We start from the raw sequence: 21,973 nt of genomic DNA on the forward strand, positions 1-21,973 counted from the left end.
GAAGCCCAGATCGCCCGACAGCGACACGAAGTTCGCGATGTCGGCCGAGAAGCCCTTAAGCGTGAACGCCACCGTGTTGGCGGCAATCGCCTGGCTGAACGTGTAGCTTTGGCTGCCGACGCTGACCTTTGTGCCGGCCGTCACGGCACCGGCGGTGCCCGTGTACTGCACAGCCACCGAAGTGGCCTTGAGGTTGCCCAGGCCGTCGACGGTGGCCGTCAGCGTGCCGTTGGCCAGTTCGAACGCCGTGGTGCCTGCGGCACTGGAACGCAGGCCGAAGCTGGCGTTGCTCAAGCGCAGCGAAGCCGACGTGCCCGCGCTCAGCGCAGCCGTCACGTTGCTGCCCACGGCCACGATGTCCGTGTCCGTCTTGGCAAAGCCCAGGTCACCGGACAACGACACGAAGTTCGCGATGTCGGCGCTGAAACCCTTGAGCGTGAACGCCACCGTGTTGGCAGCGATCGCCTGGCCGAACGTGTAGCTCTGGCTGCCAACGCTGACCTTGGTGCCGGCCGTTACGGACGCACTGGCCCCCGCGTACCGCACCTCAACGGACGATGCGCTGACGTTGGCCAGCCCGTCGATGGAAGCGTTCAGCGTGCCGTTTCCAAGCTCGAAAACGGCATCGCCCGCGGTGCCCACACGCAGCCCGAAGCTGGCATTGTTCAAGCTGACGCTGGCACTGCTTCCGGCGCTCAACACCGCGCTGACGCTCGTGCCCACGGCGACAAGCTGCTGGCTGGCACCCTGCCCTTGCACGCTGAAGCCCAGGCTGCCGCTGAGCTGTACGAAGCCCGTGACGTCGACCGTCAGGTCGCCGCGCAGCTCCAGCAGTTTGCCCTTGCTGCCATCGAGGTTCACAGCCAGGTTGCCGGCACCAGTGCTGACGCTCAGCGCCGTCTTGCCGCTGGCGTAGTCGACCACTGCGTCGCTGGCCTGGCTTGCCGTGTTCAGGCTCAGTGCCAGGTTGCTGCCTGATGCCTTGAAGCCTGAAAGCCCCTTGAAATCGACCCCAGTGGCTTTTGCCTGCAGCGTGGACCAGCGTCGCGAGGTGTCGTCACGGGCGCTCATCAGCACCAGGCCGAACTGCACGCCAGCCAATTGCAGGCCCACTCCGCCGGCCAGGCCAGCGCTGGCCGACAGGCCCTGACCTCCCAGCGTCAACAGGTCCATCAACAAGCCGTCACTGGCTTCGTTGGCTGCCGTACCCAGCGTATCGGCGGCCAGTTTGGCCGTCATGGTGTTGCGGTGGAACGCGAAGTCACCGCCCACGCGGAAGAAGTCGTTGGCCACCAGGCTCGCACCGGTCAGCGCCACCTCCTGCAGCCCCGCCCCCAGGGTGCCGAAGGTATGGGTAGCACCGGCGACGCTGAGTTGACGACCGCTGGCACTGCCACTGGTCGAGTTCCAGCGCACCGCGGCGGCGCCGGCCGAGAGTTGCACGTCGCTGCCCAATGAGGCGTCGAAGGTGCCGGCGGCGTCCAGCAGCGCGCCGCCGCCAGACTGGATGACAAGCGCAACTTCCGTGTTCTTGACACCGGCCTGTGCGCCGCCCGCCGCCATGGACGCGCTGGCTCCCGAGGCAAGCGCCTGCATGTCGCCGCCGGTGCTTTGCTGGAAGGCAAAGTCGCCCGCGAGCGTGAAGGTGCCACCCAGCGTGGCGTGAAGTCCCGTAACGCGCAGCACCGGCAGCGCCTGCGCGGCCATGGCTCCGATGCTGTAGGAGAAATTGCCGAATTGCAGCGTGCGCGCGGCTTGCACCGCGCCACTGGTGTTGACGCTCAGCGACGCGCTGCTGGCTCCAACGCTGGCGAAGCTGCCGCCGCTGATCGTCACCGTCGATGCATCGGCCTGCAGCGTGTAGCCCGACTTGTCCGTCAAAATGACCAGGCCGAAGCTGCCGTTGCTCAGGCCCAGTGTCACGCCGGCGGCGGACATGCTGGCCGTGACGCCACTTCCTGCCATCAGCAGTCCGGCGTCCGACGTGGACATGCCCACGTTGCCCGCGACGCTCAGGCCACCGGCAAGCGACAGCGTGAGGTTGCCCGACAGCGTCGTGCGCTCCGCCAAGACACTGCTGTCGAAGGTGTATGACGTTGTGCCTGCAAGCACTGTCGGCTTGATGGCCGACAGGTCGAGCATCGTGTCGTTGCCCGTGCCCAGCCCCAACGCGAAGTCCAGGGACAGCGATGCTGCGCTCAAGCCCACGCCGCTGCCGCCCTGCAGGGTCAGGCCGCCGGCCGTGCCCTTGGCCCAGATCCAGCCCGCATCGCTGCTTGGGCTGTCCAACCACAGCATGGCCACGTTGGCATCCGAGAACGCCACCCCGGGTGCGCCACTGCCAGCCGTGCCCAGGCCGAAGTAGCCGCTTGCATGGTCCAGCCCCAGCTTCCATGCGGCGTACGACGTGCCGCCAACGGTGAGCTGTGCCTGGCGGGCCAGCGACAGCGTTCCGGAGAAGCTCAGCCCGCTGCCCAGATCGAGCGACCCAGTGATCTCCGCGCTGGCATGCCCGGCGAAGTAGCCGGCATTGAGCGCCATGCCAACGACGTCGTCATCGTTCAAGCCGCCGACGAGGCTCGAGCCTGCGGCGAGCCCGCCGCTGCCGCTGAGCTTGTCCACCAAAAATGCAGTGGTGGCGTCCAGCGAATGGGCGACCAGCTGCAGCGCATTAGACGTTTGCTTGACCTCGTAGTACAGGCCATGCTGTGCATCGACCAGGCCCGATGCGTCGGAGAAGCCGCCACTGGCGGTTCCGAAGGTCAAGAAGGTGAAGACCTGGCCGTCCTGCGGCACGAAGCCACCCCACAGCGCCACCTGCAGGCTGCCGTCGAGTTGGGCGGTACCGCTGACGTTGACCTGGTCGTAATGACCCGTGCCGGTGCCCGCGGTCGCACCACCGAGCTCGATGACGGTGGTGGCTGCGTTGCCCAGCGTCAAGGACGAGACGTTGTCGACACCTGGCGAATAGCCGGGGGCGAGTTGGCCGCTGACTTCCACGGGCAATGCCAGCGTGCCGCTGCCGCCCAGGGTGGCGCCCGGCTGGACCACCAGCGCGCGTGCGTCGCTCAGGCCGACGTCCTGCGCAAGCTGTGCGGCGTCGTAGTGGCCGCTGCCGAGCACGTAGTCGGTGGCCTGAGACGTCTTGCCCGGGGCCGAGGCCTGGGCTTGTGCGCCGGTCTGCAGTTGAACCGGCTCATTGGGCATGCGCAGCACCGACGCCGGGTCCAGCGCCTTGCTTTGCGGCACCGACAGGCGCAGTGCATCGCCATCGGCGCTGCTGTCCGGAGTCAGGCTCAGCGCATCGGCGCCCAACACGCCGTCCATGAAGCGCGCGTAGGGCTGGTCGGCCACGGCCATCGCCGAGTCCATGAACGCGGCACGCGTTTGGGCCAGCGTCTGGCTAAAGGCCTGGGCATCGACTGCGAAGTCGGTCGAGGCCGGATCGGCCGCATCCCACTGGGTCTGCGGCGAACCGTCCGCGTGGAACAAGACGGCCCCATCCTGCAGCCTGGGCTGCTGCGGAATAACCGGCGCGTATTGAAGCTCCTGGCCGTCATGCCCGGCCAACATCTGCACGGTGGCCGCGGCGGGGTCCGCCGACAGCAACAGCCGCTGCTCCAGCGACTCGACCTGGAAGGCACCTCGCATCAACTTCTGCAACAACTTGGAGACGCGAGGGCGGGACGGTCGGAGCTTGGAGCGCAGCATGTGCTTGGGCAGGGAGTCGTTCTAGTTGGCGAGGACCATCAGGCGGCCCACCCCAGAAACAGGCAAGCGAGCTGCGTCGAAGACGGCAGCTCGCTCATGGAGTGAGTCGCGTTGAAGCCTTGTCGTCCGAGACGGACGCGAAGAATCAGGACTGGTTGGCAGCCGGGGTCAGGCGCTCGTCCTTGAGCATCATCAGCCGCTCGATCTGGCCCAGCGACACCAGATGGGCGTACACGGCCGGCAGGTAACGCTTTTCGCGCATTTCGAGGAAGCGCTCGTTGGACAGGTTGTTCAGTCGCTCTTCGTTGACGACGTAGCAGCCGGTGATGTTCTTGGCCTGATCGGCCTGTTGCACGCGCATGTTCAGCGGCGTGAACAGGTTGTGCTCCGCGAAGTACTTGCAGAACTCGCGCGTGAAGGCTTCCATCTGCTGCAATTCGCCCAGGTAGCGCTTGACGTTCTCGATGGCCTCGGACGGCTCGCCCTTCTCATCAAACAGCGCCACACCTTCGGCGTCGCTGATCAGGTCACTGGCTTCGTCGATGCAGACGGTGAACTGGCCTTCCTGGTCGGTACTGGCCAGCGCGAAGGGATAGCGGCGGATGATGGCCGGCACGTACGACGCCTCCCACTTGCCCGTGGTGCTCACGAACAGGTTCTCGCCGGCATCCAGCCCCATCAGCACGACCGGCCGGAATTCGTCCTTTTCCTTGTCTTCCAGGAAGACAACGGGATAGATGGCCGAAGCACGCGCGAATTCATGCACCATCACCGAGGCAATATGGAATTGCGAAGCAAAACCAAAACCCTCAATTTGCTTGATCTTCTTGGTGGCGTGGCGGGCTTTGTTGACGGGGACCAACTGCTCAAACATGAAAAATCCTTTGACTGAGAAGACACGCCTCGTGTCGTCTGCGATTGCGAGCTTGAAATTGTCTACGCGGAGATTGACCTTGAACGGAAACCGCCCAATGGTTTAAGCGCACTTTTTAACAGTGCACGACTCCATCTGTGAACGTGTGGTTATATTTCATCACGTTTCAACGCCTTGTTACATCCCAGCGGCGCAGTCTTATAAGCAACCTTCAAATGGCTATCAGCACCAACGGTCATTTGAAATGCGTGCATACCCTTATGTCCTGGCAGGCATCAATGCCGAAGAGAACACCTTGTCAGCCAAGCATTGATTTTCCAGGAATTTTTTCTCATTTTCCTCTGCACGGAGCGCGACCACCACACGAGAAGATTTTTTCCATAACCAAGACAAAACAAACCATGACTTATTCACGCAACCGAAGAAGACAGTTTGTCTTACCGGTCCGGCACGCTCGGTTCTGAAGATTTTTAAATTTCGCCACACTTCATTTTTATTGATTTGCTGTTTGAATTGAACGTTTAACGGTGCTGGAAACGCCTGAGTACTGGAGCTTCCAGATTTTGCGTGACGGGCAGAGACCGCCCTCAACCGCGACCGCGGAAGTTGGACGTCTCGTCGAATCCTTGCCCCACTACCGTTGGCGGAGGAGCTCGCCCAGCACCGCGATGCCAGGGTCGATCGCAGGCAGCGGAATGGCTGACCAGCCGATGCGCACGAAGTGCCGAGGAGCGGGTTCGGTCATGAAGAACACCTCGCCCGGCTCGATCAGCACGCCCCGCTCGCGCGCCCGCGCCGCCAGCTCGCTGCCGTCCATCCCCTCGGGCAGCTGCACCCAGCAGGAGCTGCCGCCGGACACCGGCACCACCCGGCATGCCGGCGCATGCCGGGCCAGCGCCGTCAGCACCGCGGCAGCGCGATCGCGCCAGGCGGCGGCCTGGCGGCGCAACAGGGAGTCCTGGTGCCCCAGCGACAGGAACAGCGCGAACGCCCGCTGCACCAGCGCCGAAGGGTGGCGCAGCTCCAGGCGGCGCAGCGCGCGCAGCTCGGCCACCAGCTCAGCCGGGCCCACCACGTAGCCCATGCGCAGCCCAGGCGCCAGGCTCTTGGACAGGCTGCCGATGTAGATCACGCGGTCCTCGCGATCCAGGCTCTTGAGCGCCGGGAAGGGGTCGCCGTCGAAGCGGTTCTCGCTCTCGTAGTCGTCCTCGATGATCACGAAGTCCTGCTCCTGCGCCATGCGCAGCAGCGCCTGGCGCCGCTCCAGCGGCATGGTGACGGTGGTCGGGCACTGGTGGCTTGGGGTGGCATAGATGTAGTCGCAACCAGCCAGCGCCTCGCCCACAGGCAGCCCCGCCTCGTCCACCGGCACCGCACGCAGCATCGAGGTGCGGCTGGCGAAGATGTTGCGGGCATCCGGATACCCGGGCTCCTCCATCGCCACGCGGGTGCCTTCGCGCATGAGCAGGTCCGCCAGCAGATACAGCGCATGCTGCGCGCCCACCGTCACCACCACCTCCTCTGGCGACGCCCACACGCCGCGGCGCGGCAGCACGCGCGAGCAGATCTGCTGCACCAGCCGCGGGTCGTCGCGCATGATCTGGTCCGGCCCCCAGTCCCGGATGTCCACCACGCTGAGCGTCTTGATCACGCACTCCCGCCAGTCGGCGGTGGGAAACAGCGCGGCATCGAACTGCCCATAGAGGAACGGATAGGGATAGCGCTGCCAGTCCGCCGGCTTGACGATGCTGCGCAGCGCCGAAGGATGCTGCTTGAAGCGCGCCGGCCAGTCGGGGCGGCGCGATGGCGGCAGCGCCGCCGAGGGCTGCGCCACGGCGGGCGCAGCGCGCACCCGCCCGGCCGTGATGTCGGGGCTGACGAAGTAGCCGCTGCGCTCGCGCGGCTGCACATAGCCCTCGTCGGCCAGCTGCTGGTAGGCCAGCACCACCGTGTTGCGCGCCACGCCCAGCGCCTGCGCCAGCTCGCGGCTCGAAGGCAGCGGCGTGTGCGGCGGCAGCAGGCCGTCCAGGATGGCCTCCACCACCATGGCGCGCACCTGCGCCTGCAGGCCCTGGTGCTGCCGCGCGCCGTGCTGCAGCAGTTGCTTCCACAGGGCGGCGTCCAAGCGCTGTGCCATGACTACTCCGTTCTGGACTCAACGATGGGCTCGATCTGGCCCTAATGCCGCGCACCGGCCTTGGCCACACTGCGCAGCCAGCAAGTGTCGCCCATCGCAAGGAAGCCCATGAAACCGCTCCACCGCATCATCGACCAGGCGCGCAGCGCACCCCGGCACATCGTGCTGTGCGAGGGGGAGGATCCGCGCGTCTTGAACGCCGCCGCGCGGGCCCGCCGTGAAGGCATCGCGCAGATCACGCTGGTGGGCGAGGCGCGGCGCATCATCGCGGCGGCCCGCGCCTGCCGTGCCGACCTCGACGGCCTGGACCTCGTCGATCCGGCCGCACCGGCCCACCTGCAGCCGCTGGCCGACGCACTGCACCGGCTGCGCCAGGCCAAGGGCATGACGGCGCCGCAGGCGCTGCAGGAGGCGCGCAAGCCGCTGGTGGCGGCCAACCTCATGGTGCGGCTGGGCCAGGCCGATGGCTCGGTCGCGGGCGCCGTGCACACCACGGCCGACGTGGTGCGCAGCGCGATCCAGATCATCGGCACCCATCCGGACACGAGCCTGGTTTCGAGCTTCTTCCTGATGATGCTGTGCCAGCCCTTCCACAGCCTCAAGGGCGGGCTCATCTTTTCGGACTGCGCATTGGTCGTGGAGCCCGATGCGGCGCAGCTTGCGCAGATCGCCGCCGCGGCCGCCGACAGCGCGCGCGCCCTGCTGATGGCCGAGCCGCGCGTGGCGATGCTGTCGTTCTCCACCGACGGCAGCGCGCGCCATCCGGCCGTGGACAAGATCACGGCAGCCACCGCCCAGTTGCGCCGGCTGCGCCCCGACATCGTCGCCGACGGCGACGTGCAGCTCGACGCAGCCATCGTGGCCGAGATCGCGCAGCGCAAGCTGCCGCAGTCGCAGGTGCAGGGCCGCGCCAACGTGCTGGTGTTCCCCAACCTGGAGGCCGGCAACATCGGCTACAAGCTGGCCGAACGCCTGGCCGGCGCGGTGGCCATCGGTCCACTGCTACAGGGCCTGGCACGGCCGGCCAACGACCTCTCCCGCGGCTGCAGCGCCGACGACGTCTTCCACGTCATCGCCGTCACGGTGGTGCAGGCGCAGGCCGCGGCGGCCCGGCGCGCGGCGGAAAGCGCCATGGCGGCCTGCTGTCCATGACGCTGCCGAACGGGACGCTCACGCTGCTGCTGCTGGTGGGGCTGGGCAGCTGGTTCCAGACGCTCACGGGCTTTGGGCTGGGCCTGATCGTCGTGGGTATGGCCAGCGGCCTGGGCCTGCCGCTGGCGGGCGTGGCGACCTTCGTGAACCTGGTGTCGCTGCCGCAGAACGCGCTGGCGCTGCGCGGCCGGCGTGCGCCCATCGACTGGCGCCTGACCGGCGCGGCGGTGGCGGGCCTGCTGCCCGCCGTCACGCTCGGCGTGCTGCTGCTGGAGCGGCTCGATGCCGCCGCCACCCTGACGCTGCAGGCACTGCTGGGCGCCCTTGTGCTGCAGGCGGCGCTGGGCCTGCTGCGCCAGCCTCGCCCGCTGGCGCAGCGCTCGCCCACGCGCAGCTTCGTGCTCAGCGGCCTGGCGGGCGGGCTCATGGGCGGGCTGTTCGGCATGGCCGGTCCGCCCCTGATCCTGCACTTCTACCGCCAGCCGCTGGAGGTGGCCCGCATCCGCAGCGCGCTGCTGGCCGTGTTCATGGCCATGTCGCTGTGGCGCACGCTCACCAGCGCAGTGCAAGGCGGCATCGACTCGGCGGTGATGCTGCAGACCCTGGCCGCGTTGCCCGTGGCCGCGCTGGCCACGCACGCCGCCCGCCGCTTCCCGCCGCGCTTGTCGCCCGCCGCACTGCGGCGCGTGGCTTATGCGGTGCTGCTGGCGCTGGGCACCGGGCTGCTGCTCGACGCGCTGGTTCGCCTGGCCCGCGCCGCGTGAACCCGTCGCCGCGGCGCAGCCCGCGGCCCCCGCCGCGCACGGGCTGCCCGGCGCCGCGCTGGCGACGCGGGCAACCCGGGCCTCAAGGCGCCTGCTCGTTGCCGTAGGTCTTGACGAGGTAGTCCACGATGGCCGGCATGTCGGCCTCGTCCACGGGCGCCTTGAACACGGCCTTCATGCGCTTGACCATGGCTTCCCAGTACGGTCGCGCGGCCGTGGGCGGCTGGTAGGCCATGTACTCGGCCGAATGGCAGGCCACGCAGTTGGCCTGTGCCTTGGCATAGCCCGGCAGCGTGCTGGGCTTGAGCTGCAGCCCGTCGGCCGGCAGCTCGATGCGCTTGGCGTCGGCCCGCGCCGGACCGGCCACGCCGAGCATCACGGCCGCCACCGCGGCGGCCAGCATCTTCCTGTGTTCCATGGCGGCTCCCCTCAGGCGGCGGTCACGCTGACCGACTCGACCACGTTGCGCATGTAACCGGCCGGCTGCCACAGCGCCTGCATCGGCTGGCTCTGGCCTGAGCGGTTCCACGCGCGCACGCGCAGGTCGTGCCGACCCCGGGGCGGCGTGAACGCGAAGCTGAACTCGCGAAACGAATAGCGCCCCAGGTCCTCGCCCAGCCGCGCGCCGCGCCAGCTCTGCCCGCCATCGGTGGAATACGCCACCTCGCGCACGCCCTGCCCGCCGTCGAAGGCGATGCCGCGCACCACGGTCTCGCGCCCGGCCGCCACCCGCGCGCCGTCGGACAGCGAGGTGATGAAGGAGCGCACGTTGAAGCGCCCTATGGGGCGCGTGGCCGCCGGCGCCGTGCCCGGTTCCACGCAGGCGCAGTCGTTGTCGGGCACGCGGTAGGCCGGCTTCATCCAGAAGCCGTCGTACTCCCGGTCGATGACGTCGATCTGCGACAGGTGCTTGACCCAGTAGGTGCCGTAGTGGCCCGGCACCACCAGCCGCACCGGAAAGCCGTTGAGCATCGGCAGCTCGGCCCCGTTCATGCGGTAGGCCAGCATGACCTCGCCGTCCAGCGCGTGGTGCACGTCCAGCGCCTTGACGAAGTCGCCGCCGCCGAAGAGCGCCGTGTCCAGCCCGTCAAAGGTGACCTGGCGCGCCGTGTCCTTGAGTTCGGCACGCGACAGCACCTCCCTGAGCGGCACCCCCAGCCAGCGCGCGTTGCCCATGGCGCCGTGGCCCAGTTGGCCGCCCGTCACGCGCGGCTCGAACAGCCCGCGGCTGTTGCCCGAGCACTGGTTGACCGCGACGATCTCGATGGGTTTGAACTGCGTGCGCAGCTCGGCCATGCTCAGCTCGAAAGGCTTGCCCACCGCGTTGCCGCCGATGCGGATGACGTGCTGGTCGCCATCGATGGCCGTCGGGATGCCGGCGTGGTGGTAGCGCACGAAGAAGGCGTCGTTGGGGGTGATGAGCCCCTCGTTGAAGACCTCGAAGGGCGTCTCCAGCTGCGGCGGGCGCGAGGTCAGCACGATCAGCGGCCGCTTCTCCGGGTAGGCCACCAGGCGCCGGGCGCCGTTGGCAAAGGGGTGCTCGAAGCCCGCGCCCTGCGCCAGCGCCGCGCGGCCCAGGCCGGCGCCGGCGAGCAGCCCGGCGCCGCCGGTGAGGAGCCTGCGGCGCAGGCGGTTGATGGCGTCGTGATCACTCATGCATGTCTCCTCCGACAAGGCAGGAATGGCACCGGGAACGCTTCCCGGGGCCGTGAGCCGGCGCCCCGCGCCGGCGGTGAAGCGCCGTGCGCCGGGCTTACGCCGCGGCCACGCGCGCGATGGTGCCGACCAAGCGGTGCAGGAGCTCGCGCTCCAGCCCTTGGCTCAGGTCTGCAGGCACGCTGTGCCGGTACCAGGCGCCCAGGTCCAGGCCGACGCCCACGCCGATGAGGGTGATGCCGGCACGCTCCTGCTGCGCCACGACCTGCTGCAGGTGGTGGTCCAGGTAGCGCGCGTCGTTGGCCTGCTCCGTCGCGCTGTCCAGCGGGCAGCCGTCGGAGACCACGACGAGGATGCGCCGCGCCTCAGGCCGCGCGCGCAGCCGATGCGCGGCCCAGGCGACGGCCTCGCCGTCCACGCCCTCGCGGAACAGGTCGCCCTTGAGCAGCGCGGCCACGTCCAGGCGGCTGCGGCGCCAGGAGCGCGCGGCGTCCTTGAACACGAGGTGGCAACGCTCGTTGAGCCGGCCCGGGTGCGCCGGGCGCCCGGCCGCCAGCCACGCGGCGCGGGCACGGCCGCCGTTCCAGGCGCCGGTCGTGTAGCCCAGCAGCTCGGTCGCGGCGCCGGCGCGCTCCAGCACGCGCAGCAGCACGTCGGCCAGCAGCGCCAGCGGCTCGATGTGCCGGCGCATCGAGCCGGAGCAGTCGATCAGCAGCGACACCACCGCATCCGGCCGCGGCCGCGGCGCTTCGAGCCGGAACACGCGCCGCTGCGCCGGGTTGCTGACCAGTTGGGCCAGGCGGCGCGCGTCCACGCGGCCGGCCTCCAGCCCGAAATCCCAGTCGCTGCCCGCGGGCCGCGCCAGGGCGCGCTGCAGCTGCAGCGCCAGCCGGCCCTGGTTGACGTTCAGCCGGGCGACGCGCTCATCCAAGCGCTGGCGGTATTCGCGCAGCAGCGCCGCGCGCACCAGCGTGGCGGCAGGCACTTCGCGGTCGTAGGCCGTGGTGAAGACGCGGTAGCCCGCGCTGCCGCCGTCCAGCAGCCGGCTGCGGCCGGCCGCGGGCGCCGGCAGCGCCAGGTTGCCGTCGCTCTGCGGCAGCAGCCACGACAGGGCAGCGTGCGCACGCGCCTGCGCTTGGGCCGCGCCGGATGCGGGCTGCTGCTGCGCCTGCGCGTCGCGCAGCCGCTGGCCGGTCCAGTGCGCCAGCGCCAGGGCCGCTTCGGCAAAGGCCGCCTGGTCATCCAGGCAACGCTGCATGCGGGAGAGCCAGCCGCCTATGGCCCGCGCGATGCCGGCACGCGTGGCTTCGATCAGGCCCTCGCTTTCTTGCGGCAAGGGCTGGCCGTTGAAGCGCGACCAGCCCAGTTGCGCCAGCGTGTAGAGCAGCAGCCCGGCAGCGCTTTCCGCCAGCCCCTGCGCCAGCGCCGCGCGCGACCAGGCCGCGAAGCGCGCCTGCACGTTGGCCGCCAGCCCCGGCAGCGACGCGGGCAGGCGGCTTTCGCAGCGCAGCTGCTCCAGCAGGTCGAACACCAGGCGCTCCACGGCGCCGGAGGGCGCGGCCTGTTCGTGCTGCGCCAGGTCCGAGTGGCGCAGGCGCAGCGCGGTGGCGTCGCAGTGGCCGCGGCGTGCCGGCAGGCCGTCCTCGGCTTGCAGGCGCAGGTGCGGCGCATCCAGCCGAAGCTCCCGGTCGCCTTCGAGCAGCCGCGCGGCGCGCCACTCCACGCGGCGCCCGGACAGCGCGCGCAGCGCGGCGCCGCACAGCGCCTGCTCGCGTTGGCGGCGCGGCTCCATCACGCCAGCAGCGCGGACTCGCGCAACTCCAGGTCGAAGCAGCGCTGGAAATACTCGGCCACCAGCGCCCGCTCGGCCTCGTCGCACTTGTTGAGGAAGCTCAGGCGGAAGGCCAGCGCCGAGTCGCGGAAGATCTGCAGGTTCTCGGCCCAGCTGATGACGGTGCGCGGCGACATCAGCGTGGAGAGGTCGCCCGCGGCGAAGCCCTGCCGCGTCAGGCCCGCCACGGCCACCATGCGCTCCACCAGGCCGCGGCCCGCCGCGTCGTCGAGCGCAGGCACGCAGGCGCGGACGATGGCCGCTTCGCGCGCCGGCGCGAGGTAGTCCAGCTTGGCGACGATGTTCCAGCGGTCCAGCTGGGCGTGGTTGAGCTGCTGCGTGCCGTGGTAGAGGCCGTCGAGGTTGCCCAGGCCGACGGTGTTGGCCGTGGCGAAGAGGCGGAAGGCCGGATGCGGGCGCAGCACGCGGTTCTGGTCCAGCAGCGTGAAGGCGCCTTCGCGCTCCAGCAGGCGCTGGATCACGAACATCACGTCGGCCCGGCCGGCGTCGTACTCGTCGAACACCAGCGCCATCGGCCGCTGCAGCGCCCAGGGCACGATGCCCTCCTGGAATTCCGTCACCTGGCGCCCTTCGCGCAGCACGATGGCGTCGCGGCCGACCAGGTCGAGCCGGCCGACGTGGCCGTCCAGGTTCACGCGCACGCAGGGCCAGTTCAGCCGCGCGGCCACCTGCTCCACGTGGCTGCTCTTGCCCGTGCCGTGCAGCCCCTGCACCAGCACGCGGCGGTTGTGCACGAAGCCGGCCAGCAGCGCCAGCGTCACGTCGGGGTCGAAGCAATAGGCCGGGTCGATCGCAGGCACGTGCTCGTCGCGGTGGCTGAAGGCCGGGACTTGAAGCGGCACGTCCAGGCCGAACAGCTCGCGTGCGGACAACAGAAGGTCGGGTTGCATGGCGGCTCCTGGGGAGTTGGCAAGGCGGGCGCGGGGCGCTCAGGCGCTCTCGCGCGCCTCGCCCGGCTGCGGCGACTCGACGGCCGCCAGCGCGGCCGCGGCGCGCTGCAGCGCCGGCAGGTACTGCAAGGCCTTGGCGCCGTCCATGCGCATGGACGGCGCCTGGATGGCCACGCCCATGTTGGAGCGCCCGCTCGTGCCCACCAGCACCGCGATGCAGCGCAGCCCGGGCAGGAACTCCTCCTCGTCCAGTGCGTAGCCCTGGGCCTTGACGCGCTCCAGCTCGGCTTCGAGCCGGTCGAAGTCGGTGAGCGTGTGCGGCGTGTAGGACTCCAGCGGCACGTTGGCCAGCAGGCGGCGGCGCTGCGCGGTGCCCATTTGTGCCAGGAAGAGCTTGCCGCTGGCCGAGCAGTGCACGGGCACGCGCGAGCCCGGGTGCAGGTAGAAGCGCAGCGGCGCGGGCGTTTCCACGCGGTCCAGGTACAGCACCTCGCTGCCCGACAGCGCCGTGATGTTGCAGCTCTCGCCGACCTCGGCCACCAGTTGGCGCAGCACCGCGTGCCGCGCGCCGTGGCGCGTGTCGTTGAGCAGCAGTTGCTCGGCCAGGCGGCGCAGCCGCACGCCGGTGCTGTAGTGCCGCCCGTCGCCCTCGCGCTGCAGCATCCCGGCGGACTCCAGTTGCTGAAGCATGCGGTGCAGCGTCGGCTTGGGAACGCCCGTCTCCTCCACCAGCGTCTGCAGCGAGAACACCTCGCTGCGCGCAGCAATGACTTCCAGCAAAGCCAGCAGCCGCATGGTGGGCGTGTCCCCGTCGATGCGGGCGATGTCGTCAGGCACTGAGTTCATGGCATCTCCTGAAGTTGGAACGAATCGTACCGGAAAACGAGATTTCACATTGCATTTTCCGAAATCGGCCACTACATTCGCTTCAACGTCTCGGAAAACAGAACACATTGTTCCGGAAAGAGACGCACATCAGGAGACTGCAATGAGCGAGCAACGCAGCGTGGCCGCCGGGCCGCAGAAGATGACCCCGTCCGAGGCCTTCGTCGAAACCATGGTGGCCAACGGCGTGACGGACATGTTCGGGATCATGGGATCGGCCTTCATGGACGCCATGGACATCTTTGCCCCGGCGGGCATACGGCTGGTCCCGGTGGTGCACGAGCAGGGCGCAGGGCACATGGCCGACGGCTACGCCCGCGTCTCGGGCCGGCACGGCGTGGTGATCGGCCAGAACGGCCCGGGCATCAGCAACTGCGTCACCGCGATCGCCGCGGCGTACTGGGCGCACACGCCGGTGGTCATCGTCACGCCCGAGGCCGGCACCATGGGCCAAGGACTGGGCGGCTTCCAAGAGGCGAAGCAGTTGCCCATGTTCCAGGAGTTCACCAAGTACCAGGGCCACGTGACGCACCCGGCGCGCATGGCCGAGTTCACGGGCCGCTGCTTCGACCGCGCCATGAGCGAGATGGGGCCGACGCAGCTCAACATCCCGCGCGACTACTTCTACGGGCAGATCACGGCCGAGATCCCGCAGCCGCGGCGGCTGGACCGCGGCCCCGGCGGCGAGCAAAGCCTGGACGAGGCCGCCGAGCTGCTGGCCACGGCGAAGTTCCCGGTGATCATCGCCGGCGGCGGCGTGGTGATGGCCGACGGCGTGGACGCCTGCAAGGCACTGGCCGAGCGGCTGCAGGCACCGGTGGTCAACAGTTACCTGCACAACGACAGCTTCCCGGCCAGCCACCCGCTGTGGTGCGGCCCGCTGGGCTACCAGGGCTCCAAGGCGGCGATGAAGCTGATCTCGCGCGCCGACGTGGTGGTGGCGCTGGGCTCGCGCCTGGGCCCCTTCGGCACGCTGCCCCAGCACGGCATGGACTACTGGCCCAAGGAGGCCAAGATCATCCAGATCGACGCCGACCACAAGATGCTGGGCCTGGTGAAGAAGATCTCGGTGGGCATCTGCGGCGACGCCAAGGCCGCCGCGCAGGCCCTGGTGCAGCGCCTGGCCGGCCGCACGCTCGCCTGCGACGCCACGCGCGCCCAGCGCGGCGACGACATCGCCACCGAGAAGGCGGCCTGGGAGCGCGAGCTCGACGCCTGGACCCACGAGCGCGACCCCTTCAGCCTGGACATGATCGAGGAGTCCAAGGACGAGCGCACGCCCTTCGGCGGCCGCTACCTGCATCCGCGCCAGGTGCTGCGCGAGCTGGAAAAGGCCATGCCGCCGGACGTGATGGTGTCCACCGACATCGGCAACATCAACTCGGTGGCCAACAGCTACCTGCGCTTCGAGAAGCCGCGCAGCTTCTTCGCGGCGATGAGCTGGGGCAACTGCGGCTACGCCTTCCCCACCATCATCGGCGCCAAGGTCGCCGCGCCGCACCGCCCGGCCATCTCCTACGCGGGCGACGGCGCCTGGGGCATGAGCCTGATGGAGACGCTGACCTGCGTGCGCCACAACATCCCGGTGACGGCGGTGGTGTTCCACAACCGCCAGTGGGGCGCGGAGAAGAAGAACCAGGTGGACTTCTACAACCGCCGCTTCGTCGCCGGCGAGCTCGACAGCCCGAGCTTCGCGGGCATCGCCAAGGCCATGGGCGCCGAGGGCATCGTGGTGGACAGGCTCGAAGACGTGGGCCCGGCGCTCCAGCGCGCCGTGGACCTGCAGATGAACCACGGCAAGACCTGCATCGTCGAGATCATGTGCACGCGCGAGCTGGGCGACCCCTTCCGGCGCGACGCGCTGTCCAAGCCCGTGCGGCTGCTGGACAAGTACCAGGACTTCGTCTGAGCGAGTCCGCCCCTGCCCCGCCGCCGGTCCGGCGCAGCGGGGCCTGACCCACCCGCCTCCCCCGTGGAGGCCGGGCTGGCGTCCCACGCCCCACGTCGAGGTTCCCATGCACGCCCAACCCTCCCTGGCGCCGCCGCTGCTTGGCCAATTGCGCGGCTACCTGCCCGGCCTGCTGCTGTGCGGCACCATCGCGCTGGCCGCCACCTTCGTGTCCGAGCACTACGGCGGCCCGCAGTTCCTGTACGCGCTGCTCATGGGCATCGCGTTCCACTTCCTGGCCGACTCGGACAAGTGCCAGCCCGGCATCGAGTTCGCGGCCAAGAAGCTGGTCCGCACGGGCGTGGCGCTGCTGGGCGTGCGCATTGCGGCCAGCGACGTGGCCCACCTGGGCCTGGCCGGTGTGGGCGCGCTGGCCGGCGCGGTGGTGCTGACCATCACCTTCGGCCTGCTGCTGGCGCGGCTGCTGCGGCTGCCGCCGGCGCTTGGGCTGCTGTCGGGCGGCGCCACCGGCATCTGCGGCATCTCGGCGGCCCTGGCCATTGCTTCCACCCTGCCGGCCACGCGCGAGAACGAGCGCTACACGCTGCTCACGGCCATAGGCATCGCCGCCTTCTCCACGCTGGCCATGGTGCTGTACCCGCTGCTGGTGTCGGGGCTGCACCTCTCCACGGCCGAGGCCGGGCTGTTCCTGGGCGGCTCCATCCACGACGTGGCGCAGGTGGTGGGTGCTGCCTTCATGATTTCCCCGCAGGTGGGCGACGCCGCCACGCTGGCCAAGATGTTCCGCGTCGCCCTGCTCATGCCGGTGGTGCTGGCGCTGGCGCTGCACGCCGGGCGTCGCCGGGGCGGCGGCGATGCGGGCGGCACCCGCAACGGGCCGCTGATGCCGGTGTTCCTGCTGGTGTTCGCGGCGCTGGCCGCCGCCAACAGCCTGGGCTGGCTGCCGGCCGGCGCGGTGACGCTCGGCTCGGAGCTCTCGCGCTGGTGCCTGGTGGTGTCCATCGCCGCGCTGGGCGTGAAGACCTCGCTGGAAAAACTCGCCGAGCTGGGCTGGAAGCCGATCGCGCTGCTGTCGGGCGAGGCGGTCTTCGTCGCCGGCTACATGCTGCTGGTGGTCGCCCTCATGCGCTGGTTGGCCGCCTGAGCCGCGTGGACCCATCGATAGGCCGCAACTGGCCCTAGGTCCCCGCCTGCCCCCTGACTACTCTGGATCCAAGGCCCGCACCCCAAGCGGCCACGCACAAGGAGACGACGATGAAGCGAGACGACGACGACCTGCAGCCCGGCGTGGAGTTCCTCCAGGCCTTCGGCGATGCCTGGAACCGCCACGACATCGAGGCGCTGATGGAGTTCATGGACCGCGAGTGCACCTTCCACGCCGTGGCCGGGCCGGACCTGATGGGCCGCAGCTTCGTGGGCCGCGACGAGGTGCGCCAGGGCTTCCTGCTGGCCTGGCAGACTTTCCCGGACGCGGCCTGGCTGGACGCCGACCACTTCGTGCAGGGCGACCGCGGCGTGACCGAGAGCACCTTCTGCGGCACCCGCGCCGACGGCAGCCGCATCGAGGCGCGCATGGTGGACGTGTTCACCTTCCGCAACGGCAAGATCGCCATCAAGAACGCCTACCGCAAGGACCGCCCGCCGGTCCAGGCCGGACACTGAAGGGGCCGCGCCATGCAAGCCGTCGCTTCGCAACCGCTGCTGCGCACAGGCCAGGCCACCGAGCCCGCGCGCCCCTACGACCCCGCCTACGATCCGCTGGTCTCGCCCAACCCCGGCCAGGGCCGCGACTACGCGCCCACCTACTGGATAGGCACCGCCGGCGCCCCGCCCGCGGACGACGGGCCGATCACGCACGACATCGACGTGGACGTGGCCCTCATCGGCTCGGGGTTCACGGGGCTGTGCACCGCCATCCACCTGGCGCGCGACCACGGCATCAAGGCCACCGTGCTGGAAGCCAACCGCGTGAGCTGGGGCTGCAGCACGCGCAACGGCGGGCAGGCGCAATGCGCCTCCGGCCGGCTCAAGCGCTCGCAGTGGATAGAGCGATGGGGCCGGGACACCGCGCTGCGCCTGCACGAGGAGGTGTGCGCGGGCATGCAGACCTTCAAGGATCTCATCGCCGACATCCCCTGCGACCCGCAGCCCGGCGGCCACCTCTACATCGCGCACCGCGCCAAGGCCATGCCGGCGCTGGAGAAGGAAGCCCGGCTGCTGCGCGAGGTGTTCAAGTACGACGCCCGCATCCTGGACGCCGACACCGTGCGCCGCGAGTACGTGGACGACCGCGAGGCCGCCGGTGCCATGCACGAGCCCGAGGGCATAGGCATACACGCCGGCAAGCTGGCTTTCGGCTACCTGCGCAAGGCGCGGGCACTGGGCGCCACCGTGCACCCGTCCAGCCCCGTGCTGGCGTGGGAGACGCGCGGCGGCGTGCACTACCTGCGCACGCCCGGCGGCGTGGTGCGCGCCCGCGCGGTGGGCGTGTGCACCGGCGGCTACACCTCGCAAGGCCTGCACCCGCAGTTGCGCAACCGGCTGCTGCCCATCCTGTCCAACTCCATCGTGACGCGGCCGCTCACGCCGCAGGAGATCGAGGCTTGCAACTTCCGCACGCACCAGGTGATCACGGACACGCGGGTGCTGCGCCACTACTACCGGCTCATGCCCGACGGCCGGGTGCAGATCGGCAGCCGCAGCGCCATCACCGGGCGCGACGCGCCGCAGGACAAGTACCGCCAGTTCCTGGAGCGTGACCTCGCGCGCAAGTTCCCGGCGCTGGCGGGCATACGCATCGACTACTCGTGGTGGGGCTGGGTGGACGTCAGCCACGACATGATGCCCCGCATCCACCAGCCCGTGGCCGGCGAGTCCATCTACTACGCGCTGGGTTACGGCGGCAACGGTGTCATGTACTCGGCGCAGGCGGGCAAGCGGCTGGCGCAATGGATCGCCGGCCAGGGCCGCGAGCTGGACCTGCCCATCTTCAGCTCCAAGCTGCCCTTCCCCAACGTGCGCGAGATGGTGGAGTCGCAGGCCTTCGCGCCCTTCCGGCGCCTGGGCCAGCGCGTGCTCTACCGCTGGTACCACCTCCAGGACGAGGTGCTCTGAGCACTCGACAACCCATCCCACAAACAGCCGGCCCGCGAAGTACGGCGCCGCGCCACCCACATCCACGATGGAGACCACGGAGACGACATGAACCAACCCCTCAAGACCCATTGGCACGTAGCGCAGAGCGTGCCGGCGCATGGCGCCGCGGCACCCGCGCGGCGCCGGCTTCTTGGCATCGCCGCGCTGCTGGCGCTGGGCCTGGGCGCCGGCACGGCCTCGGCGCAGCAAAAGGAGGTGACGATCGCCTTCCAGCCCATCGCCAGCCCGCTGATCGTGGCCATCACCACCGGCGCCATCGAAAAGGCCACCGGCTACAAGATCAACTGGCGCCAGTTCGATTCGGGGGCCAAGGTCGCCACGGCGATGACCTCGGGCGACGTGCAGCTCGGCGTGATCGGCTCCAGCCCGCTGGCCGCCGCGGTCAGCCGCGGCGTGGAGCTGCAGTTGTTCTGGATACTCACCGACATCAACGAGGCCGAGGCCATGGTGGTGCGCAACGGCGCCCACATCGAGCAGCCGGCCGATCTCAAGGGCAAGCGCCTGGGCGTGCCCTTCGTCTCGACCACGCACTACCACACCATCTTCGCGCTGGAGCAGTGGGGCATCAAGCCGACCGACGTGCAGCTGCTCAACATGCAGCCCAACCAGATCGCGGCGGCCTGGGAACGCGGCGACATCGACGCGGCCTTCGTCTGGGACCCGGCCTTGGCGCGGATCAAGCAAAGCGGCAAGGTGATGGTGACTTCCGGCGAGCTCGGCAAGAAGGGCCGCGCCACGTTCGACGGCGTCGCCGTCAACCGCAAGTGGGGCGAGGCCAACCCGGAGTTCATGGCCCGCTTCGTGAAGGCGGTGGCCGATGCCGACGCGGCCTTCCGGGCCAACCCTGGCGCCTGGGACGCCGAGTCGCCCAATGCCAAGGCCATCTCCTCGCGCATCGGCGGCTCGCCCAAGGACGCGGCCGACGCACTGCAGCTCTACGCCTTCCCCTCCGCCGAGCAGCAGGCCACGGCGGCGTGGCTGGGCGGCGGCAAGGACGGCGGTGCGGCCAAGGCCATCAAGGCCACCGCGGAATTCCTCAAGGCACAAAAGCGCATCGACGCCGTGCCGGCCGATTTCGCCCCGTTCGTGACGCCCAAATACCTCGAAGCGGCGCTCAAGCTGAAATGACGTCCCCGGCCTCGCGTCGGGCATCCATTCATCGCGCCCAGGCCGGCAACGCCCGGCCACGGCGCGGACACAAGGGGTTGTTCATGTCCATCGAACATCAACTGCAGGTCCGGGACGTCAGCGTCATCTACCCGGGCCGCACGCGCAGCGAGCGGGTGCATGCGCTCGATCACATCGATCTCACCATCCACCGCGGCGACTTCGTCGTGGCGCTGGGCGCCTCGGGCTGCGGCAAGACCACGCTGCTGAGCCTGATGGCGGGCTTCATCGCACCCTCACAGGGCGAGCTGCTGCTGGGCGGGCGCCGCGTCGAAGGTCCGGGCGCCGACCGCGGCGTCGTGTTCCAGAAGCATGCGCTGCTGCCCTGGCTCAACGTCATGGAGAACGCCGAGTTCGGCCTCAAGCTGCAGGGCGTGCCCAAGGCGGAGCGGCGCGAGCGCGCGGCCCGCAACCTGGCGCTGGTGGGCCTCAAGGACTTCCACCAGCACATGATCTACCAGCTCTCCGGCGGCATGCAGCAGCGCGTGGGCATCGCCCGCGCGCTGACCTGCAACCCGGCCATGCTGCTGATGGACGAGCCCATGGCCGCGCTGGACGCGCTCACGCGCGAGACCATCCAGGAGCTGCTGCTGGACGTGTGGCAGAAGACGCAGAAGATGTTCTTCTTCATCACGCACAGCGTGGAGGAAGCGCTCTTCCTGGGCAGCCACCTGATCGTGATGTCGCCGCGTCCCGGGCGCATCACGCACCGCTACGAGCTCGACTTCAACAAGCGCTTCCTGCAGACGCGCGACGCGCGCGCCATCAAGTCCAGCCCGGACTTCATCGCCATGCGCGAAGTCGTGCTGAACATCATCTACGGTGACGAGCGTGCCGGCGCCGCACACCAGGAGACGGCCCATGTCTAAGATCAGCAGCCTTCCCACCAACGTCGCCGCGCTGGACGTCGAGGCCCACGCGGCCCCCGTGGCCATGAAGACCCGCTTGTTCGCCAAGCGCTCGGTGCGGCCGGGCGAGCACTTCGGCGCGCCCGGCCAGGGCAGCGCCGCCGGCATTGCCAGCGCCACGGTGGCGGCGCTGCTGCTGCTGTGGGTGGTGGTGAGCAACGCCGGCTGGGTCAAGCCGCTGTTCCTGCCGACGCCGCAGGCCGTGATCGAGAAGTTCCTGCTCGTGGCCACCGAAGGCTTCGCAGGTGCCACGCTGCTGGAGCACACGCTCACCAGCCTGTCACGGGTGCTGGGCGCCTTTGCGCTGGCCTGCGCCACCGCCATCCCGATCGGCGTGATGATGGGCGTGAGCCGCGTGGCGCGCGGCGTGTTCGATCCGCCCATCGAGTTCTACCGCCCGCTGCCGCCGCTGGCCTACCTGCCGATGGTGATCATCTGGTTCGGCATCGGCGAGTTCTCCAAGGTCTACCTGATCTTTCTGGCCATCTTCGCGCCCATGGCCATCGCTGCGCGCTCCGGTGTGCGCTCGGTATCGATCGAGCAGATCCATGCCGCCTACTCCATGGGCGCCACGCGGCTGCAGGTGATCCGGCACGTGATCCTGAAGTCGGCGCTGCCCGAGATCTTCACCGGCATGCGCATCGGCATCGGCGTGGGCTGGACCACGCTGGTGGCCGGCGAGATGGTGGCCTCCACGCGCGGCCTGGGCTTCATGGTGCTCAATGCCGCGGAGTTCCTGGCCTCGGACGTGGTCATCATGGGCATCATCGTCATCGGCCTGTTTGCCTTCGTCTTCGACCTGATGATGCGGCACTTCGAAAAGGTGCTGGTGCCCTGGAAAGGCAAGGTCTGACCACGGCAGTCTTGCCGCGGGGCTCGGCTCCTGATCCGTAGCGGCAAGACTGCGTGCCG

At 69.5% G+C, this 21,973-nt stretch carries 17 protein-coding genes; 9 read left to right on the plus strand and 8 right to left on the minus strand.

The annotated features are described in order from the left end of the window. From SM757_RS27670 to pdxR, 3 genes are all read right to left on the minus strand, one after another. A partial coding sequence (locus SM757_RS27670) for an LEPR-XLL domain-containing protein (RefSeq protein WP_322467842.1) occupies positions 1 to 3,651 on the minus strand: 3,651 nt, incomplete at its 3' end. Between the two features lie 205 nt (positions 3,652 to 3,856). After that, entirely contained in the window at positions 3,857 to 4,585 is a 729-nt protein-coding gene (locus SM757_RS27675) for a SapC family protein (protein WP_066340481.1), read from the minus strand. A gap of 634 nt (positions 4,586 to 5,219) precedes the next feature. Further along, positions 5,220 to 6,722 carry a MocR-like pyridoxine biosynthesis transcription factor PdxR gene (pdxR, locus tag SM757_RS27680; protein WP_322467843.1) on the minus strand — a complete coding sequence of 501 codons (1,503 nt, stop codon included), beginning with the start codon at positions 6,720 to 6,722 and terminating at the stop codon, positions 5,220 to 5,222. Positions 6,723 to 6,830: 108 nt separating this feature from the next. On the opposite strand from pdxR, the gene pta reads away from it, so the two are divergent. Continuing rightward, positions 6,831 to 7,874, plus strand: coding sequence for a phosphate acetyltransferase (pta, locus tag SM757_RS27685; protein ID WP_322467844.1), 1,044 nt, complete (start codon positions 6,831 to 6,833; stop codon positions 7,872 to 7,874). Then, positions 7,871 to 8,638, plus strand: coding sequence for a TSUP family transporter (locus SM757_RS27690; RefSeq protein ID WP_066340459.1), 768 nt, complete (start codon positions 7,871 to 7,873; stop codon positions 8,636 to 8,638). Before pta ends, SM757_RS27690 begins: the two co-directional genes overlap by 4 nt. A gap of 82 nt (positions 8,639 to 8,720) precedes the next feature. Here the strand turns inward: SM757_RS27690 and sorB are convergent, their stop codons facing one another. The 5 genes from sorB to SM757_RS27715 form a co-directional block, all read right to left on the minus strand. Beyond that, positions 8,721 to 9,056 (minus strand): SorB family sulfite dehydrogenase c-type cytochrome subunit, encoded by a 336-nt coding sequence (sorB, locus tag SM757_RS27695; RefSeq protein WP_084267777.1) that lies wholly within the window; start codon positions 9,054 to 9,056, stop codon positions 8,721 to 8,723. An 11-nt stretch (positions 9,057 to 9,067) separates the two neighbouring features. After that, a complete protein-coding gene (gene sorA, locus SM757_RS27700; protein ID WP_322467845.1) occupies positions 9,068 to 10,294 on the minus strand; it encodes a SorA family sulfite dehydrogenase catalytic subunit in 1,227 nt (408 codons plus the stop codon). A gap of 97 nt (positions 10,295 to 10,391) precedes the next feature. After that, positions 10,392 to 12,086, minus strand: a complete 1,695-nt coding sequence (locus tag SM757_RS27705; RefSeq protein WP_322467846.1) for a cobaltochelatase CobT-related protein — start codon at positions 12,084 to 12,086, stop codon at positions 10,392 to 10,394. Then, the gene (locus SM757_RS27710; protein ID WP_322467847.1) at positions 12,086 to 13,036 is read right to left on the minus strand and encodes an AAA family ATPase; all 951 of its coding nucleotides are present in this window, start codon (positions 13,034 to 13,036) and stop codon (positions 12,086 to 12,088) included. Before SM757_RS27710 ends, SM757_RS27705 begins: the two co-directional genes overlap by 1 nt. 39 nt (positions 13,037 to 13,075) lie before the next feature. Next, on the minus strand, positions 13,076 to 13,882 hold the full coding sequence (locus SM757_RS27715; RefSeq protein ID WP_066340446.1) for an IclR family transcriptional regulator: 807 nt from the start codon (positions 13,880 to 13,882) through the stop codon (positions 13,076 to 13,078). A gap of 142 nt (positions 13,883 to 14,024) precedes the next feature. Here SM757_RS27715 and xsc point away from each other — a divergent pair, with 142 nt between their 5' ends. The 7 genes from xsc (at position 14,025) to SM757_RS27750 (ending at position 21,914) form a co-directional block, all read left to right on the plus strand. After that, a complete protein-coding gene (gene xsc, locus SM757_RS27720; RefSeq protein WP_174548646.1) occupies positions 14,025 to 15,830 on the plus strand; it encodes a sulfoacetaldehyde acetyltransferase in 1,806 nt (601 codons plus the stop codon). 106 nt (positions 15,831 to 15,936) lie between these two features. After that, on the plus strand, positions 15,937 to 16,974 hold the full coding sequence (locus SM757_RS27725) for a YeiH family protein (protein WP_066340444.1): 1,038 nt from the start codon (positions 15,937 to 15,939) through the stop codon (positions 16,972 to 16,974). Positions 16,975 to 17,084: 110 nt separating this feature from the next. Then, entirely contained in the window at positions 17,085 to 17,492 is a 408-nt protein-coding gene (locus tag SM757_RS27730) for a nuclear transport factor 2 family protein (RefSeq protein ID WP_322467848.1), read from the plus strand. Between the two features lie 12 nt (positions 17,493 to 17,504). Beyond that, complete coding sequence (locus tag SM757_RS27735) at positions 17,505 to 18,944, plus strand: NAD(P)/FAD-dependent oxidoreductase (RefSeq protein ID WP_322467849.1); 1,440 nt, start codon at positions 17,505 to 17,507, stop codon at positions 18,942 to 18,944. Positions 18,945 to 19,031: 87 nt separating this feature from the next. Further along, positions 19,032 to 20,114 (plus strand): taurine ABC transporter substrate-binding protein, encoded by a 1,083-nt coding sequence (gene tauA, locus SM757_RS27740; protein ID WP_322467850.1) that lies wholly within the window; start codon positions 19,032 to 19,034, stop codon positions 20,112 to 20,114. A gap of 83 nt (positions 20,115 to 20,197) precedes the next feature. Continuing rightward, a complete protein-coding gene (locus SM757_RS27745) occupies positions 20,198 to 21,022 on the plus strand; it encodes a taurine ABC transporter ATP-binding protein (protein ID WP_066340485.1) in 825 nt (274 codons plus the stop codon). A 64-nt stretch (positions 21,023 to 21,086) separates the two neighbouring features. Then, positions 21,087 to 21,914 carry an ABC transporter permease subunit gene (locus tag SM757_RS27750; protein ID WP_322467861.1) on the plus strand — a complete coding sequence of 276 codons (828 nt, stop codon included), beginning with the start codon at positions 21,087 to 21,089 and terminating at the stop codon, positions 21,912 to 21,914. The last annotated feature ends 59 nt before the right edge of the window (positions 21,915 to 21,973 follow it).

It is taken from the genome of Azohydromonas lata (assembly GCF_034427735.1).
In the GTDB taxonomy this organism is placed as follows: Bacteria; Pseudomonadota; Gammaproteobacteria; order Burkholderiales; family Burkholderiaceae_C; genus Azohydromonas; species Azohydromonas lata.

Bases quoted from the DNA above. Each gene is read 5' to 3' on its own strand.
- SM757_RS27690 (WP_066340459.1), top strand. From the start codon at position 7,871: ATGACGCTGCCGAACGGGACGCTCACGCTGCTGCTGCTGGTGGGGCTG.
- SM757_RS27715 (WP_066340446.1), bottom strand. From the start codon at position 13,882: ATGAACTCAGTGCCTGACGACATCGCCCGCATCGACGGGGACACGCCC.
- SM757_RS27745 (WP_066340485.1), top strand. From the start codon at position 20,198: ATGTCCATCGAACATCAACTGCAGGTCCGGGACGTCAGCGTCATCTAC.
- SM757_RS27725 (WP_066340444.1), top strand. From the start codon at position 15,937: ATGCACGCCCAACCCTCCCTGGCGCCGCCGCTGCTTGGCCAATTGCGC.
- pta (WP_322467844.1), top strand. From the start codon at position 6,831: ATGAAACCGCTCCACCGCATCATCGACCAGGCGCGCAGCGCACCCCGG.
- pdxR (WP_322467843.1), bottom strand. From the start codon at position 6,722: ATGGCACAGCGCTTGGACGCCGCCCTGTGGAAGCAACTGCTGCAGCAC.
- SM757_RS27730 (WP_322467848.1), top strand. From the start codon at position 17,085: ATGAAGCGAGACGACGACGACCTGCAGCCCGGCGTGGAGTTCCTCCAG.
- tauA (WP_322467850.1), top strand. From the start codon at position 19,032: ATGAACCAACCCCTCAAGACCCATTGGCACGTAGCGCAGAGCGTGCCG.
- sorA (WP_322467845.1), bottom strand. From the start codon at position 10,294: ATGAGTGATCACGACGCCATCAACCGCCTGCGCCGCAGGCTCCTCACC.
- SM757_RS27675 (WP_066340481.1), bottom strand. From the start codon at position 4,585: ATGTTTGAGCAGTTGGTCCCCGTCAACAAAGCCCGCCACGCCACCAAG.
- SM757_RS27750 (WP_322467861.1), top strand. From the start codon at position 21,087: ATGAAGACCCGCTTGTTCGCCAAGCGCTCGGTGCGGCCGGGCGAGCAC.
- SM757_RS27705 (WP_322467846.1), bottom strand. From the start codon at position 12,086: ATGGAGCCGCGCCGCCAACGCGAGCAGGCGCTGTGCGGCGCCGCGCTG.
- xsc (WP_174548646.1), top strand. From the start codon at position 14,025: ATGAGCGAGCAACGCAGCGTGGCCGCCGGGCCGCAGAAGATGACCCCG.
- SM757_RS27735 (WP_322467849.1), top strand. From the start codon at position 17,505: ATGCAAGCCGTCGCTTCGCAACCGCTGCTGCGCACAGGCCAGGCCACC.
- sorB (WP_084267777.1), bottom strand. From the start codon at position 9,056: ATGGAACACAGGAAGATGCTGGCCGCCGCGGTGGCGGCCGTGATGCTC.
- SM757_RS27710 (WP_322467847.1), bottom strand. From the start codon at position 13,036: ATGCAACCCGACCTTCTGTTGTCCGCACGCGAGCTGTTCGGCCTGGAC.